The sequence below is a fragment of the Microbacterium sp. M1A1_1b genome (genome assembly GCF_053345565.1).
On record NZ_JBKFAJ010000004.1, the window covers coordinates 36,615 to 51,470 of the forward strand.

Below are 14,856 nucleotides of genomic sequence, written 5' to 3' on the forward strand. Positions count from 1 at the left end.
GTTGTTCACAACGAAATCCCTTGCACAGTGTCCGATCCCACTGTCATGCTGTCCGGCATGGCGGCAGCACCACGACGTCCGGGTCCGATCGACGACATCTCCAAGCGCATCATCGAACAGCTCCAGGCCGACGGCCGCCGTCCGTACGGCGAGATCGGCAAGGCGGTCGGTCTCAGCGAGGCGGCGGTCCGGCAGCGCGTACAGAAGCTGACCGAGACCGGCGTCATGCAGATCGTCGCGGTCACCGACCCGATGCAGCTCGGCTTCCACCGGCAGGCGATGATCGGCATCCGCGTCAACGGTGACACCCGCAAGGTCGCCGACGCACTCGAACAGCTGGCGGCCGTCGACTACCTCGTGATGACCGCCGGAAGCTTCGACCTGATGGTCGAGGTCGTCTGCGAGGACGACGACGACCTGATCGAACTACTCAACGGCACGATCCGGGCCATCCCGGGCGTGACCGGCACCGAGACCTTCGTCTACCTGCAACTCCGCAAACAGCTCTACGACTGGGGAACGCGATGACCATCACCGACCGACCGACCCGCCTGGGCTCGTACGACCCGTTCGCACCCGTCGACGACGCCGCCCTGCAGCAGAAGTCCCGCGATCACCTGTGGATGCACTTCGCGCGCCACGGTGCCAACCAGGCCGGCGCCGACGTGCCGATCATGGTGCGCGGCGAGGGCCACCACGTGTACGACAGCCACGGCAAGGGCTACATCGACGGCCTGTCCGGGCTGTTCGTCGTCGCCGCCGGTCACGGCCGCAAGCGTCTGGCCGAGATGGCGGCGAAGCAGGCCGAGACGCTGTCGTTCTTCCCGATCTGGTCGTACGCGCACCCCGCCGCGATCGAGCTCGCGGACCGGCTGGCCGACCACGCCCCCGGTGACCTGAACAAGGTGTTCTTCTCGACCGGTGGCGGCGAGGCCGTCGAGACCGCCTTCAAGCTCGCCAAGCACTACTGGAAGCTCCGCGGCAAGCCGATGAAGCACAAGGTGGTCTCCCGCGCGGTGGCGTACCACGGCACCCCGCAGGGAGCCCTTGCGATCACGGGCATCCCTGCGATGAAGCAGATGTTCGAGCCGCTCACCCCCGGTGGCCTGCGTGTGCCGAACACGAACTACTACCGCGCCGACGAGATGGGCTTCGCAGGGCAGTCGGAAGAGGAGTTCGGCGTCTGGGCGGCCGAACGCATCCGCGAGATGATCGAGTTCGAGGGCCCGGACACCGTCGCCGCGGTGTTCCTCGAGCCGGTGCAGAACTCCGGCGGCTGCTTCACCCCGCCGCCCGGGTACTTCCAGCGCGTGCGCGAGATCTGCGACGAGTACGACGTGCTGCTGGTCTCCGACGAGGTCATCTGCGCGTTCGGCCGGATCGGCACGATGTTCGCGTGCGACACGTACGGGTTCGTGCCGGACATGATCACGTGCGCCAAGGCGATGACCTCGGGGTACTCCCCGATCGGCGCGACCATCATCAGCGACAAGCTGTTCGAGCCGTTCTCGAAGGGCGACACGACCTTCTACCACGGGTACACGTTCGGCGGGCACCCGGTGTCGGCCGCGGTCGCCATGGAGAACCTCGACATCTTCGAGGAAGAGGGTCTGCTGGCCAACGTGCAGCAGAACGCCCCGCTGTTCAAGGCGGAGCTCGACACGCTGCGCGACCTGCCGATCGTCGGTGACGTGCGCGGTGCGGGGTACTTCTACGGCATCGAGCTCGTCAAGGACAAGGCCACCAAGACGACCTTCGACGCCGACGAGTCCGAGCGGCTGCTGCGCGGGTTCCTGTCGAAGGCGCTGTTCGACGCCGGACTGTACTGCCGCGCGGACGACCGGGGCGACCCCGTCGTGCAGCTCGCGCCGCCGCTCACCATCGGGCAACCCGAGTTCCGCGAGATCACCTCGATCCTGCGGAGCGTGCTGTCCGAGGCCGCGTCGAAGATCTGACCGTGACGGGCTACCGGGGCGTCTCGTTCTGGCTGGACCAGCTCGTGGCCACCGGCCGCGACGACCTGACGCCCCGGCCACCCCTGGACGGCGACCGCACGGCCGACGTCTGCGTCATCGGCGCTGGACTCACCGGTCTCTGGACCGCGTGGTACCTGCTGCAGGGTGACCCGAGCCTCCAGATCGTCGTCGTGGAACGCGAGATCGCCGGGTTCGGCGCGTCCGGCCGGAACGGTGGCTGGTGCTCGGCCCTGTTCCCACGGTCGGCCGCGTCGATCGCCGAGCACGACGGCCTGCAGGCCGCGCTCGCGATGCGCCGGGCGATGCGCGGCACCGTCGACGAGGTCGGGCGCGCAGCGGCCGAGGCCGGCATCGACTGCGACTACGTCAAGGGCGGCACCGTGCTGTACGCGCGCTCCGCGGTGCAGGACCGCGCGGCCCGCGACGAGGTCACCTCGTCTGGCGCGTTCGGTGACGACATGGTGCACCGGTCGGCAGCCGATGGTGACGCCGCCGGCACCGTCGGTGTGGCGTGGACCCCGGACTGCGCGCGGGTGCAGCCCGCCGCGTTGGTGCGCGGACTGGCCGCCGCCCTGGAGGCCCGTGGTGTCGTGATCGCGGAGCACACGCCCGCCACGTCGTGGGCCCGAGGGCGCGTGGTCACCACCCGTGGCACGGTCACCGCCGGCGCGGTCGTCGTCGCGGTCGAGGGCTACGGCGCGCAGCTGCCGCAGACGCGCCGCCGGATCATGCCGCTGTACTCGCTCATGATCGCGACCGCACCACTGCCCGCCGCCGTGTGGGACCGGATCGGGCTCGAGCACGGGCAGACGTTCTCGGACTACCGGCACCTGCTGGTCTACGGGCAGCGCACCGCCGACGACCGCCTGGCGTTCGGCGGACGCGGTGCCCGCTACCACTGGGGGTCGGCGATCCGCCCCGGGTACGACCGGGTCCCGCGGGTGTTCTCACACCTGCGATCCGCCTTGGTCGACCTGTTCCCGGCGGTGGCCGACGCACCCGTCACCCACACCTGGGGCGGACCGCTCGGGGTGCCGCGCGACTGGTGTGCCTCGGTGACGTGGGACGGCGCCGTGGGCACGGCCGGCGGCTACGTCGGCGACGGGCTCTCGACGACGAACCTGGCGGGGCGGACCCTCGCCGACCTGGTGCGCGGGGTCCGCTCGGACCTGACCGCACTGCCGTGGGTCGGGCACCACTCCCCCGACTGGGAGCGCGAGCCGCTGCGGTTCCTCGGGGCGAACGCCGGACTGGTCGCGACCGACCTTGCCGACCGCGAAGAAGCACTGACCGGGCGGGCGAGTATCGCCGCGCGGCTGATGGCGCCGCTGACGGGCGGCCACTGATGGAGGACCACTGATGGGACGGTTCCGTGATGGGTGCTGACGTGATCGTCGTCGGAGCGGGTGTCGCCGGGCTGGCCTGTGCGCGGGCGTTGGTGCTGGCCGGCCACGACGTCGTCGTGCTCGAGGCACGCGACCGCATCGGCGGGCGCACCTGGACCGACTCGGCCCTGGGCGTGCCGGTCGACCTCGGGGCGTCGTGGATCCACGGCATCGACGGCAACCCCCTGTGGCAGCTGGCGTCGGCGTTCGGCATCGACACCGTCGAGTTCACGGTGGGCAGCTTCCAGTTCGACGGGCGACCGATCGCGTGGCACGACCCCTCGGGCGCTCGTGTCACCGACCCCGCGGCCTTCGTGGCCGACCTGCACACCGTGGACGAACTGCTCGACGATGCGGTGGCTGCAGCGCCGACCGGGACCTCGTACGCTGCCGTCGTCGAAGCCGTGGTGGCGTCCCTCGGGTGGTCCGGTGACCGTGCACTGCGTGTGCAGGAGTACCTGGCGCACCGCTCCGAGGACCTGTGTGGCGCACCCGTCACCGACCTCGACGCCCACGGGCTCGAAGAGGAGCACGTGCCCGGTGACGAGGTCGTGTTCCCCGGTGGCTACGGCCAGTACGCCCGGGCGCTGGCCGACGGGCTGGACGTGCGGACCGGGGTCGTCGTGACCGAGGTGGCGCAGAACGACGAGCGCGTCCGGGTGACGACCGCCGACGGCGCGGTGTTCAGCGCCGCGTCGGCCGTCGTGACGGTGCCGCTCGGAGTGCTGCAGGCGGGCGACGTCGTCTTCGACCCGCCGCTGCCCGACCCCGTCGCCGGTGCGATGCAGCGGCTCGGGTTCGGCGTCTACGACAAGGTGTTCCTGCGCTTCCCGACGCGGTTCTGGGGCCCGGACTGGGTGATCCGGCAGCAGGGGCCCGCCGGGGTCGACTGGCACTCCTGGTACGACCTGTCCCGGGTGAGCGGGGAGCCCGTGCTGGCGGCGCTGGTCGGTGGTGCTGGTGCCCGCCGGCTCGAGCAGCTGACCGACGACGCGATCGTCGCCGAGGGGCTGGCTGCGCTGCGACGGATGTTCGGTGACGCGGTGCCGTCGCCCGATGCCGTGCGGATCACCCGATGGGCGGCGGACCCGTTCGCGCGGGGGTCGTACTCGTACCTGCACGTGGGGGCATCGACCGAGGACCTCGACCTGCTCGGCTCCCCGGTCGGCCGGGTGCAGCTGGCGGGCGAGGCGACCTGGGGTGAGGACCCGGCCACGGTGCACGGTGCGCTGCGTTCGGGGCTGCGGGCGGCCTCCCGGACCGTCGGTCGACCGATCACCGCGCGCGAGCTGGCAGGTCCGCTGTGACCTGGTACCCCGCCAGCTCGCCCAGGGGAGCTGCGCACCCCGAACGGGATCTGTTCACCGCCTCGCTACGCGGACCGGGTCCCTGACTGAAGTGCCGAGCCGCGGCTCGACTCTTTCAAGCGACACCTGAGCATCCTCGCTGCACTTTTAGCAGAGGGACGGGCAGGGAAGCGAAGCCGCGACGAAGAACACGGTTGCCGTGATTCCGATGAATCCGATCACGGCAGCTGAGGCCGGCACCCAAAAAGAGAGTCTACGAGCTCGGATCATCAGTGCCGCCGTCACACTCGAAATGATCACCAAGAAAATCTGCCCCACAACAAGCCACGTGGGAACACTCAGGTAAACGTCCCCGATCATGCCACGCCAGTGCTCGCGCAACAAAGCTAAGGGGATCAGCATCAGCATGCCGAGGATTTCGAGTATCCCACTCGTGAGCAGGTCGATTGGGCGCACTGCTCGCTTCTGGGGAACAGAACCCCAAGAAGCCACCGAGGAGGAATCAGTGCTTGAGTTCTTTCTCATTCGCCATTTCCCCCGGGATTACAGGACGTCCGGACCGGGAACATATATCCGCGAAAATGCGGCGGCCCCTCACCGAGCTGAAAATACGTTTCCCACGGCACTACTCTGTGGCGTACGCTCGGATGTGAATTCTGCGATCGAACCAAATCAGGAATATATCCGTAGGCATTCAGAGTTGCTCTGTATACTCATTGATTGCATAACAGCCGAAACGATGAAAAAATAGGGGGCCGGGCCCGCCGGAATTCGGCTCACTAAAATACGGAGTCAGAAGAGCTCGCTTCCACCGCCTCGGTGGTCTCATCCACCCTCCCGTCGATTCCTTGACGCTTAGCTTTTTCGAAAACGCTTCCTGATGTCTGCGTACATGTCGGTAGCCTAATTTGCCGCGGCGGGCAACTGCCTCGTCATCCGACCAGGAAAAGGGGCCGTGACGACTACTGAAGATCAGAAGTTGAATGCCTCTGCCGCACGATCATTGAGGAGAGCGCCTTCGAGTAAGTAATGACCGTCGGCAGTCCGGAAATATTCGACGGAGAGTTTCGATAAAAGAGGAACAATTCTTTCGCGGAGATAGAGTTCGAACTCCTCTTCCAATTTTGGATTGTCATCTACGAGGATTTCTTGAAGGTCGCGCTCATCATTCGCCCATTCATCGATTCTTGTCATCACATCGGGCTGAGCGGACGATTCATCAAAGCGCAACTCGACATCTATGTAGCTGCGCCCACCGTACCTTGAGCGCAGCAGAACCAGCGCGGTTGAAAAATCTACACCTTGCCTAAGCCACGTCTTCCGATTTTTTTTGAATCCAAGTGGTTCAAGATTCTCGGAAAGAAGAGTTTCGACAGACAACGGACTACCTCCTTTTGTAGGGCTTGTAAGTCTGAACATGGCCCGTAAAACGTTTCCCATGAGGAAACTGCTTGTTTAGCTCCCGAATGTATCGACGCAGCTGACGCTGGCCAAGTCGGATTGAGCGTGCATTGTTCGGTTTCAACTCGATCACATGCCGGGTTCGCAGATTCACCGCGTCCGCTCTCATCCGGGTCCCGTTAATTCTAAACTCCTTCACGTACCCGCGGCCATAACTCCAGTCCTTGTGCATCTGTCGCCCATATGCGGTGGCGCCAGTCTCGCCGTTTACGCGGCTGCCACGGCCGGCACTCCCGCGACCGGCCCAACCTCTACCCCCAACATAACCTCGACCAGCACCCGCACCTCCGCCCCCGCCCCCGTCTTTCGGTATCGCCAGTCCGGATAGGTCGGAGTCATTCTCAGGATCACTCGCGTACGCATAAGCGTTGTTTGTGCCGCCCTCCACCGGGTCGACTTGAATAAAGCGGCCGATCGCGGCGACGTACTGACGTGCACCCATCTCGATCGTGGCGATCGAGCCCAGGTGCTCGGCGAGCTTCTGGTGCTGGCCGAGCCAGCCGTAGTCTGCGTTGCCCTGCTGCGTGTCAGGCCCGGCCTGGTTCGCGGGTGCGGTTCCGAACAACCCGGTGGCCTGGTCCATGGTCTGACCGAACGGGTCGTACACCGGCAACGTCGGGGTCGTGATCGTCCCGGCACCGTCGGTGGTGGTGATGATGTCGCCGTGGATGTTCGGGTACGACCACACCGCAGTGTTGTTGCGGTACTCCACCGTCACACCGCCTGCCAGCGGCAGATCCCACTCGGTCAGCTTGCTCGAGCCGTCGTAGACGAAGTCCGGGCTGTCCCCGTCGCCGGTGAACCCGTACCGGATGACCGTCGTCGTCCCATCAGCCGCCTGCTCGGTGCGCTGGACGATGCGGTCCGACGCGTCCCGGACGTAGGAGACCTTCGAACCGTCGTCCAGAGTGGTCTGGACGTGGCGGTCCTGTCCGTCGAACGCCAGCGTCTCATCGGCCAGCCGGGTCGTGTTCCCGTGCGCGTCGTACACGAGCTGCGCACCGGTCAGGGACTGGTTCACCGGCGTTGCATCAGTGACTGGGTTCGTGACCGTGGTGCCGAGCAAGCGGTCGGCTGCGTCGTAGCAGGAGGCGACCTGGGTCGCCGCTCCCACCGGGTTACCGGAGGCATCCAGGAGCTGGTCCGACGAGGAGGTCCGGTTCCCGTTCTTGCCAGCCGCAGCGATCGCGCCGGCCTGGGCGCATGTCGCCGGGCCGAACCCGTACGTCAACTGGTGCCGCGGGATCGACCGAGCCACGAGCCTCCCGGCCGCGTCGTAGGAGTACGACGACGTGTTCGTGGAGGTGCCGTTCGACGTGGTGTCCTGCAGGATGTCGCCGGACTGCGAGCGGACCACTTGGTCCGTGACCTGCGGCTGGTTGTTCGGGAACGACCACGCCAACCCGGTCAGAGCTCCGGTGCCGTCCTTCGTCACCGTCGCCGAGGTCCCGTTACCGCCGTTGCCGTCACCGGACGGGTAGGCCACCGACGTGACTTCGCCCTGCTGGTACGTCGGCACCGCGACGACCTTGCCGTCAGCGGTGAACTGCGTGACCTTCGAGTCGATGTCGTAGCTCTGACCCGTCGTGTGCTGCACACCGTCGGCGGTCACCGCGAGCGACGACGGTGCTATCTTCGGGGTACTCACCGGCGGCGTGAACGTCCTGAGCGACCTTGTGCACGGGAACTTCACGAGGTTACAGAAATGACTGAGAAAAAGACCTCCTTTCCGAAGCAGTACCTGCTGCCGCTCGCGGGACTGGTCTTCGGGGTCTTAGGACTCCTCGGCAACGGAGGAGGACTCCGTCCACTCCTCATCTGTCTTGCAGTGGCGTCCTTTGTCCTCGCGGCAATACTCATCCCGATGTACGCACAGGTGACACTCATCGAGCGTCGACTTCGGGAGCTTGCCGCCGAGGATCCAACTTCCGTCCAACTTGCAGGCTGGCTGCTGAACCGCGGGCGAATCCCCCTCGGGCTTCCAAGCAACCGGTACGTACGCAAGCCAATCGGGATCAGCATCTCCTCCGATCACGTCACCTTCCGCAACCGGCGCGGGAGCTTTGACGTCACAGCCGAACTGTTCGGCATCCGTGCCATCGACTACGACGTCATGGAACAGGTCCGGAACTCCGCGCCTCGCCTGAAAGGAGGGATCGAAGTCGACTGCGACCGTGGGCGGGTTTGCGTTCCGATTGTGCGACCCGGCACCAACGGACGCGTCTTCGCGTCACGCGCCGAAGTCCAGGCGATCATCGATCGTTCCGCGCAAAGCAAGCTGTCTCACTGACTGTCGGCTCCGACCGTGACGCTCATCTGGCCGTTGAGCGCCGATCGGTGGTGCCGTAGGCGTCCTTGATCGTCTGCGTGTCCACGAAGGAGGTGTTCGTCGATGCTGCCGGTGCCTGCGCCGGCAGGGTGCGGGTCAACGGTTCACCCCAGCGCCGTCAACGTTTCCGAGACACCCCACAGGCGTTCCGCCTCACTCGAGCTCCGCATCGGCGCCCACGGCTCGACCCGTCCCGCGGCTCCGCCGGCACCACCCAGACCGGTCGGCCCGGTGAACCCGCCGTCCATGTCGGCAGCGGTGGCAGCGAGCAGCGCGGGTTCTCCGGCGGACGCAACAGTCCCGACCAGCAGCCCGCGCGCCGAGAGCCACCGGATGACCCGGACCTGCGGGGTGTCCCGACCCCGGCCGACCTCGGGCCGCGCCGCCAGCAGGCTCGTCGGCGCGACGCCCGGGTGGCTGACCGCGCTCGTCACACCCCAGCCCTCGGCGCGGCTGCGGCGCGCGAGCTCGAACCCGAACAGCGCGCAGGCCAGCTTGGACTGCGCGTAGGCACGCATCCCGTCGTACCGCCGCTCGAACTGCAGGTCGTCCCAGTGCATCGCGGCACCGCGGGCCGCGATGCTCGTCTGCACCACGACCCGCCCTTGCGCAGCACGCAGCAGCGGCATGACCCCGGTGACCAGGGCGAAGTGCCCCAGGTGGTTCGTGCCGAACTGCAGCTCGAACCCGTCCTGCGTCACCTGCCGTTCCGGCGGGGTCATCACGCCGGCGTTCGCGACCAGCACGTCGATCGGGGTGCCGTCCGCGACCAGCCGTTCGGTCAGCGTGCGCACCGACTCCAGGGACGACAGGTCCAGGTCCTCGGTCCGCAGCCGCGCCTGGGGCACCTGCTGCCGGATCCGGTCCTCGGCCGCGGCGCCCTTCGTGCGGTTCCGGACCGGCATCACGACCTCGGCGCCGGCGGCCGCAAACCGGGTCGCGATGCCCAGGCCGATGCCGTCGCTGGCGCCGGTCACCAGCACCCGCTGCCCGGTCATGTCGTGCAGGGAGATCTGCTCACGTCGTGTCATGGGGACGATGCTGTCCCGGTCGGCGATCGGCATCCACGGCCTGACGATCCGTGGCTCAGCGGAGCGGGTCGGTGGAGGATGAACCCGTGATCGATCGTCCATCCCTCGCCGACTTCCTGCGCACCCGTCGTGCCGCACTCCAGCCGGAGGACGTCGGGCTGCCGCGCGGGCAACGTCGCCGGACCGAGGGGCTGCGTCGCGAGGAAGCGGCGCTGCTGTCGAACATGTCCGTCGACTACTACGCGCGGCTCGAGCGGGAGCGCGGTCCGCAGCCGTCCGAGCAGATGCTCGCGGCGATCGCGCAGGGGTTGCGGATGAGCATCGACGAACGGGACCACCTGTTCCGGCTGGCCGGGCACGAACCCCCGGTACCCGGTGCGGGCGGCGACCACGTCAGTCCGGGCATGATGCGCATCCTCGACCGGCTCGTCGACACCCCGGCCGAGGTCGTCACCGAACTCGGCGAGACCCTGCAGCAGACACCACTCGCGGCGGCCATCTCCGGCGACGCCTCCACCCGGGTCGGCAACGCACGCAGCATCGGGTTCCGGTGGTTCACCGACCCGGAGGCGCGGGCGCTGCACCCCGAGGACGAGCACGCCTTCATGTCGCGGCTGTACGCATCCGGACTCCGCATGGTCATCGCCCGTCGCGGCGCTGCATCCCGAGCGGCTCGGATGGCGGACGAGCTGCTCGCCCGGAGCGCGGAGTTCCGGCAGGTCTGGGCCCGGCACGAGGTCGGGATCCGGCCGCGCGACGTCAAGCACTACCGGCACCCCGAGGTCGGGCTGCTGACGCTGCAGTGCCAGGTCCTGCAGGACCCCGACCAGTCACACGCGCTGCTGGTCTACACGGCAGAGCCGGGGAGCGAGAGCGCCGACCGACTCCGACTGCTGTCGGTCATCGGCTCGACCACTCCCCGGCCCCCGGACTGGGCTCCACGTCGAGCCCCGCGACCTCGTACGCTGCCGTCGTGACGACTCCGCAACCCGTGCCCCGCTTCGGCTCGACCCGCGGCGAGTTCGCGATGCTGGTGGTGCTGACCGTCGTCGGGTCGTTCCTGCTGCCGGGCGGCGGGGTGCTCGTCGCGTTCCTGACCCTGTTGACCGGCGTCCGCGACCATCCTCGACGTCGCCGCACGCTGTTCATCGTCGCCGTCGGCATCCTCGTGCTGCAGGCAGCGTTCGTCGCCGTGGCGATCCTCGGCCCGACCGAGGTGTGCACGAGCTTCGACGGCGGCCCGACGACCTGCACGACCTGATGACCGACGCGTTCACCGATGCACCGCCCTTCGCCGTGTTCCTGAACGGGTCGTACGGCGTCGGCAAGACCTTGGTGCTCGACCACATCGGGAACCTGCTGGCCGCCGCGGGCCGGCCGTTCAGCCTGATGGACGTGGACTGGTTCCACCGGTCGTGGCCCGTCGCCGGACACGATCCCGACAACACGGCGATCGAGGCGCAGAACATCGCCGCCGTGTGGGCGAACTACCGCACCGCCGGACCGCGCCAGCTCGTGATGAGCGGCGTGCTCGTGGAGCCCGCCGACGTGCGCCGCTCCGCGGACGCCGTCCAGATGCCGATCCGTTCCGTCCGGCTCGTGGCAAGTCCGCAGACCCTGGAGGCCCGGCCCGGCCGCCGGTACGACGGCGCACGACAGCAGGAACTCCGGTGGCACCTGGAGCGTGCCGCCGACCTGCAGGAACGACAGGCCGTCGCGGATCTCGACGAGCTGGTCCTGCCGACCGACGAGCACTCCCCGGCCCAGGTCGCGCAGCGAGTCGTCGAACACTTCGGCCTGGTGACAGCATGATCCGATCGCGTCGGAGCCTGATCGTGCCCGTTGCGCTGCTGGTGGTCCTCGGAACCGCCTCGTGCGCGGCACCGCACCACGCAACGAGGGCTTCCCCGGTTCCTGCCGTGATGTCCGAGACGCGGTTCTGGAGTCTGCTCGACCAGGCTCGCGGCGGTGCCGACCCGACCGGCCGGTCCGCGTCGCCCGCACACCTGCGGTCCGTGCTCACGCGCCTGTCGACCGAGGACGTCGAGTCGTTCGACCTGCGGTACGGGCGCGAACTGGGAGCACTGGACCGCTGGTCGATCTGGGACGCCGGCTTCGCGGTGGCCGACGGGATGTCGGACGACGGCTTCGAGTACTTCCGCTCCTGGCTGATCGGCAAGGGCGAGGTCGTCGCGCGACAGGCCTCGACAGACCCGGACGGCCTGGTCCGGTACCTCGCCGCCGCCGACGCGTCGAAGGACGACTTCGACAACGAGGAGCTGGAGTACGTCGCCGACGACGTCCTCGAGCATCGACTCGGCGATGACCGGGCGGACGACTTCGACGACCGCGCGATGCTTCCGGGTGAGGACGATCCGTCGGGCAGGCACCTGCCGGAGTCGGCGATCGACGCGCACTACCCGCAGCTCGCCGCGTGGGCCGAGGCGCACCCCGCGGCGCAGTGACGGTTCCCCGCGCCCACGGACGCGGACCTCGTAGCCTGGGGTGATGGACGCCACGGAATGGGAACGTCGGGTCGCTGACCTGTGGGCCGACGACACGGTCGACGACGAACAGCGGATCAGCCGGATGCGTGACCTGGCAGCCGATGCGCCCCATCCGGCGCTCGGCGCGTTCGAGCTCGGCGGCGCGTGCGACTCCGGCGGGCACGAGGCCGAGGCCGACGTGCACTACGCCGCTGCGACCGCCCAGGGCCTGGACACCGCGGACCCCGTCCGTGCCGCACAGATGGTCGTGCAGCACGCGTCGACCCTGCGCAACCTGGGCCGGGTCGACGAGGCGATCGCGATGCTCGACGCCGCACCCGAACACCCCGCGACCGGTGCTGCGCCGCGGGTCTTCCTGGCCCTCGCCCTGCACAGCGCCGGCCGGGCGGACGAGGCCCTCCGGGTCGCGATCGAGGCGATCGAACCGACACTCCCCCGCTACCACCGTTCGGTCCGCGCCTACGCGGCCGCACTCACGGAGCGCGCAGACCCCGGTCGATGAGGTCGATCATCCACGCGAAGCTCGCGTCGACGTCCGTGTGCATCTGGAAGCCGTTGGACGCTTCGAGCGTCGTGAAGCCGTGGAGCACGCTGCGGATCGTGCGGATTGCGTGGATCTGTTGCTCGGGGTCCAGGTCGTACCCCCGCACGACGGCCGCGAACGACTCGAGCGTCCCGTCCATCGCGACGGCGAGCGGGTCGTCGGCGCCGGTCGGGGTGGCACCGACGGTCGCGGCGTAGCGCCCGGGGTGCTGGCGGACGTACTCGCGGACCGCCTGCGCGGCCGCGATCAGGGCGTCGCGTCCGGCGCGGCCCTGTGTCGCGTGGCGGATGGCGTCGCCGAGCTCTTCGGCACCCAGCACGGCGATCCGGTGTGTCAGGTCCGCCAGACCCTGCACGTGTTTGTACAGCGACGGCGGCTTGACGCCCAGGCGGTCGGCCACGGCGTTCATGCTGAGCTGCGCGAGCCCGGACTCGTCCGCGATCTCCGCTGCCGCCGTGGCCACGGTCGCGGGGACCAGCCCGGCCCTAGGCACCGGCGGCCTCGGTGTGGAAGGCGGCGCGCAGGAACGGTGTGACGTGGGCAAGCACGGCGTCCGGCGTCTCGGTGTGCGGGTAGTGCCCGGCACCGTCGATGACGACGACCTGCCCCAGGCCGTCGCGCAGGTCGGCCACGATCCGCTCGCCCTCGGCGCGGGGATCGGCCCAGTCCGGGTCGGCACTGCCCTCGATCACCAGGACCGGACACCGGACCGCGGCGAGCTGGGCACCGGCGTCCGCGGGCGTGGTCTTCGCCATCGCCCGCAGCACTGCCATCCGTTCCGGCTGCTGCAGCGATGTCTCGATGCGCGCGCCTTCGGTCGCCCAGTCCGCGGGCTTGGCCGGGACCGCGATGTCGAGGTACCGCATCCACGCGGCCAGACTGCCGCTCGCGTACATCTGCATCAGCTGCATCATCCCGCGACGGACGCGCGCGTGGCGAACCAGCCCGAGCAGGTCGAGCGACTGCTTCCGGGTGAAGGGCGCGATCTCGACGACACCGACCACGACGTCCGGCGCGGTCGCTGCGGCGATGGTCGCAGCGCCACCGCTGATCGACTGCCCGACGATCACGGCCGGGCCGCCCAGGTGCCGGACCACCGCGACCAGGTCGCCGGCGATGTCCGTGCGCCCGAAGCCCGACCATCCGGTCGCGCTCGAGTCGCCGCAGCCGCGCAGGTCGACGTTGGCGACGCGGTACCCGGCGGCGACCAGCTGGGGCACGACGAACCGGTAGGAATGCCGGCTGTCGCCCATGCCGTGCGCCAGGACGACGAGCGGGCCCGATCCGGTGACCTCGACCGCGATGGTCCCCTGGCCGATGGTGAGGTGTTCGAGCATGACTGCCTCCTGGCGGTGATAACGTCGGCTAATTGCCGTAGCCAAAAGCTACTACCAATAGCCAAAGATGTCCAGGGGCGTGTCAGATCGGTAGCGTGACGGCATGCAGTGGGGCGACACGGGGCTCGACGACCGGCAGCTGGACTTCGTCCGACGCGCGGTCCCGGGCGCCAGGGTGGTGTCGAACGACTCGTGGGGACTGCTCGACACGGTCGTCCTGCACGTCGTGGGGGACCACCACGACGTCACCGTGAAGGCGTCCGGGCCGACGAACACCCACTTCCCGCGCGAGCTCCTGGCCCACCGTGCGTGGACGGCACCACTGGTCGCCTCTGGGGACACCGGCGCCCTGCTCGCCGCCGACGAGGCTGTGCGCGTGCTGGTGCTCGACCGCGTGCCTGGCCACCTGGCACTCGGTACCGCGGACGAACACGCACCGGACGTGCACCGGCAGTCGGGGGCGCTGCTCCGTCGCCTGCACGACCAGCACGCCGTTCGCGACGACGGGTACCTGCGAGCCGAGACGGCCAAGACCCTGGCCACCCTCGACACACCGCACCGGATCGAACCCCCGATCGCCGACCGTGTCCGCGGGCTGCTCGCACGGTTCGAACCCACGCCGGTCACCCTCGTCCCGACGCACGGCGACTGGCAGCCGCGCAACTGGATCGTGGACGACGGGCGACTGCGGATGATCGACTTCGGCCGGTTCTCCCTGCGCCCGCGGTCCTTGGACCTGACCCGACTGGCCGTCCTGCACTGGCAGGTCGACCCGGCGCTCGAACAGGCCTTCTTCGAGGGCTACGGCCAGGACCCGCGCGAGCCCGACGCCTGGCGGTGGCTGCAACTGCGCGAGGCCGTCGGCACGGCGGTGTGGGCGTTCGCGGTCGGCGACGAGCGGTTCGAGGCGCAGGGACACCGCATGCTGGCGGACGCCCTCGCAGCCTTCGACCGACCATCCCCTTGTGATCGTTGATCG

At 68.7% G+C, this 14,856-nt stretch carries 17 protein-coding genes; 11 read left to right on the forward strand and 6 right to left on the reverse strand.

Features of this window, described 5'->3' with window-relative positions; genetic code table 11:
- The first annotated feature begins 45 nt into the window (after positions 1-45).
- The 4 genes from ACLBWP_RS10640 to ACLBWP_RS10655 are packed head-to-tail and all read left to right on the forward strand — an operon-like array spanning position 46 to position 4,668.
- Positions 46-528 (forward strand): Lrp/AsnC family transcriptional regulator, encoded by a 483-nt coding sequence (locus ACLBWP_RS10640; protein WP_056120925.1) that lies wholly within the window; start codon positions 46-48, stop codon positions 526-528.
- The gene (locus tag ACLBWP_RS10645) at positions 525-1,955 is read left to right on the forward strand and encodes an aspartate aminotransferase family protein (protein WP_447655170.1); all 1,431 of its coding nucleotides are present in this window, start codon (positions 525-527) and stop codon (positions 1,953-1,955) included. Before ACLBWP_RS10640 ends, ACLBWP_RS10645 begins: the two co-directional genes overlap by 4 nt.
- 2 nt (positions 1,956-1,957) lie before the next feature.
- Entirely contained in the window at positions 1,958-3,322 is a 1,365-nt protein-coding gene (locus ACLBWP_RS10650) for an NAD(P)/FAD-dependent oxidoreductase (protein ID WP_447655171.1), read from the forward strand.
- 29 nt (positions 3,323-3,351) lie between these two features.
- Positions 3,352-4,668, forward strand: coding sequence for a flavin monoamine oxidase family protein (locus tag ACLBWP_RS10655; protein ID WP_447655172.1), 1,317 nt, complete (start codon positions 3,352-3,354; stop codon positions 4,666-4,668).
- 147 nt (positions 4,669-4,815) lie between these two features.
- Here ACLBWP_RS10655 and ACLBWP_RS10660 read toward each other — a convergent pair whose 3' ends face one another.
- From ACLBWP_RS10660 to ACLBWP_RS10670, 3 genes are all read right to left on the reverse strand, one after another.
- A complete protein-coding gene (locus ACLBWP_RS10660; protein ID WP_447655173.1) occupies positions 4,816-5,124 on the reverse strand; it encodes a hypothetical protein in 309 nt (102 codons plus the stop codon).
- A gap of 516 nt (positions 5,125-5,640) precedes the next feature.
- Positions 5,641-6,048 carry a DUF4304 domain-containing protein gene (locus tag ACLBWP_RS10665; RefSeq protein ID WP_447655174.1) on the reverse strand — a complete coding sequence of 136 codons (408 nt, stop codon included), beginning with the start codon at positions 6,046-6,048 and terminating at the stop codon, positions 5,641-5,643.
- A 4-nt stretch (positions 6,049-6,052) separates the two neighbouring features.
- Positions 6,053-7,822: an RHS repeat-associated core domain-containing protein gene (locus tag ACLBWP_RS10670; protein ID WP_447655175.1), complete on the reverse strand. Its 1,770-nt coding sequence runs from the start codon at positions 7,820-7,822 to the stop codon at positions 6,053-6,055.
- A gap of 12 nt (positions 7,823-7,834) precedes the next feature.
- On the opposite strand from ACLBWP_RS10670, the gene ACLBWP_RS10675 reads away from it, so the two are divergent.
- The gene (locus tag ACLBWP_RS10675) at positions 7,835-8,419 is read left to right on the forward strand and encodes a hypothetical protein (protein ID WP_447655177.1); all 585 of its coding nucleotides are present in this window, start codon (positions 7,835-7,837) and stop codon (positions 8,417-8,419) included.
- 143 nt (positions 8,420-8,562) lie between these two features.
- On the opposite strand, the gene ACLBWP_RS10680 is transcribed toward ACLBWP_RS10675, so the two are convergent.
- Complete coding sequence (locus ACLBWP_RS10680) at positions 8,563-9,489, reverse strand: SDR family oxidoreductase (protein WP_447655178.1); 927 nt, start codon at positions 9,487-9,489, stop codon at positions 8,563-8,565.
- An 86-nt stretch (positions 9,490-9,575) separates the two neighbouring features.
- Between ACLBWP_RS10680 and ACLBWP_RS10685 the strand changes: the two genes are divergently transcribed.
- The 5 genes from ACLBWP_RS10685 (at position 9,576) to ACLBWP_RS10705 (ending at position 12,498) form a co-directional block, all read left to right on the forward strand.
- Positions 9,576-10,466, forward strand: coding sequence for a helix-turn-helix transcriptional regulator (locus ACLBWP_RS10685; RefSeq protein ID WP_447655179.1), 891 nt, complete (start codon positions 9,576-9,578; stop codon positions 10,464-10,466).
- Positions 10,463-10,750: a hypothetical protein gene (locus ACLBWP_RS10690; protein ID WP_447655180.1), complete on the forward strand. Its 288-nt coding sequence runs from the start codon at positions 10,463-10,465 to the stop codon at positions 10,748-10,750. The genes ACLBWP_RS10685 and ACLBWP_RS10690 overlap by 4 nt, the downstream gene beginning before the upstream one ends.
- Complete coding sequence (locus ACLBWP_RS10695; protein ID WP_447655181.1) at positions 10,750-11,301, forward strand: hypothetical protein; 552 nt, start codon at positions 10,750-10,752, stop codon at positions 11,299-11,301. Before ACLBWP_RS10690 ends, ACLBWP_RS10695 begins: the two co-directional genes overlap by 1 nt.
- Positions 11,302-11,411: 110 nt before the next feature.
- Positions 11,412-11,954 (forward strand): DUF4240 domain-containing protein, encoded by a 543-nt coding sequence (locus ACLBWP_RS10700; protein ID WP_447655182.1) that lies wholly within the window; start codon positions 11,412-11,414, stop codon positions 11,952-11,954.
- Positions 11,955-11,997: 43 nt separating this feature from the next.
- A complete protein-coding gene (locus ACLBWP_RS10705; RefSeq protein WP_447655183.1) occupies positions 11,998-12,498 on the forward strand; it encodes a tetratricopeptide repeat protein in 501 nt (166 codons plus the stop codon).
- Here the strand turns inward: ACLBWP_RS10705 and ACLBWP_RS10710 are convergent.
- Both ACLBWP_RS10710 and ACLBWP_RS10715 read right to left on the reverse strand, forming a co-directional pair.
- On the reverse strand, positions 12,470-13,033 hold the full coding sequence (locus tag ACLBWP_RS10710; protein WP_447655184.1) for a TetR-like C-terminal domain-containing protein: 564 nt from the start codon (positions 13,031-13,033) through the stop codon (positions 12,470-12,472). The two genes, ACLBWP_RS10705 and ACLBWP_RS10710, sit on opposite strands and share 29 nt — an antisense overlap.
- A complete protein-coding gene (locus ACLBWP_RS10715; RefSeq protein WP_447655185.1) occupies positions 13,026-13,877 on the reverse strand; it encodes an alpha/beta fold hydrolase in 852 nt (283 codons plus the stop codon). Before ACLBWP_RS10715 ends, ACLBWP_RS10710 begins: the two co-directional genes overlap by 8 nt.
- Positions 13,878-13,980: 103 nt before the next feature.
- Between ACLBWP_RS10715 and ACLBWP_RS10720 the strand changes: the two genes are divergently transcribed.
- Positions 13,981-14,853, forward strand: coding sequence for a phosphotransferase family protein (locus ACLBWP_RS10720; RefSeq protein WP_447655186.1), 873 nt, complete (start codon positions 13,981-13,983; stop codon positions 14,851-14,853).
- Positions 14,854-14,856 lie beyond the last annotated feature (3 nt).

What these genes read in the sequence shown, in the direction of transcription:
- ACLBWP_RS10640 (WP_056120925.1), top strand. Translation starts at nt 46, where the DNA reads ATGCTGTCCGGCATGGCGGCAGCACCACGACGTCCGGGTCCGATCGAC.
- ACLBWP_RS10645 (WP_447655170.1), top strand. Translation starts at nt 525, where the DNA reads ATGACCATCACCGACCGACCGACCCGCCTGGGCTCGTACGACCCGTTC.
- ACLBWP_RS10655 (WP_447655172.1), top strand. Translation starts at nt 3,352, where the DNA reads ATGGGTGCTGACGTGATCGTCGTCGGAGCGGGTGTCGCCGGGCTGGCC.
- ACLBWP_RS10675 (WP_447655177.1), top strand. Translation starts at nt 7,835, where the DNA reads ATGACTGAGAAAAAGACCTCCTTTCCGAAGCAGTACCTGCTGCCGCTC.
- ACLBWP_RS10680 (WP_447655178.1), bottom strand. Translation starts at nt 9,489, where the DNA reads ATGACACGACGTGAGCAGATCTCCCTGCACGACATGACCGGGCAGCGG.
- ACLBWP_RS10695 (WP_447655181.1), top strand. Translation starts at nt 10,750, where the DNA reads ATGACCGACGCGTTCACCGATGCACCGCCCTTCGCCGTGTTCCTGAAC.
- ACLBWP_RS10700 (WP_447655182.1), top strand. Translation starts at nt 11,412, where the DNA reads ATGTCCGAGACGCGGTTCTGGAGTCTGCTCGACCAGGCTCGCGGCGGT.
- ACLBWP_RS10705 (WP_447655183.1), top strand. Translation starts at nt 11,998, where the DNA reads ATGGACGCCACGGAATGGGAACGTCGGGTCGCTGACCTGTGGGCCGAC.
- ACLBWP_RS10715 (WP_447655185.1), bottom strand. Translation starts at nt 13,877, where the DNA reads ATGCTCGAACACCTCACCATCGGCCAGGGGACCATCGCGGTCGAGGTC.
- ACLBWP_RS10720 (WP_447655186.1), top strand. Translation starts at nt 13,981, where the DNA reads ATGCAGTGGGGCGACACGGGGCTCGACGACCGGCAGCTGGACTTCGTC.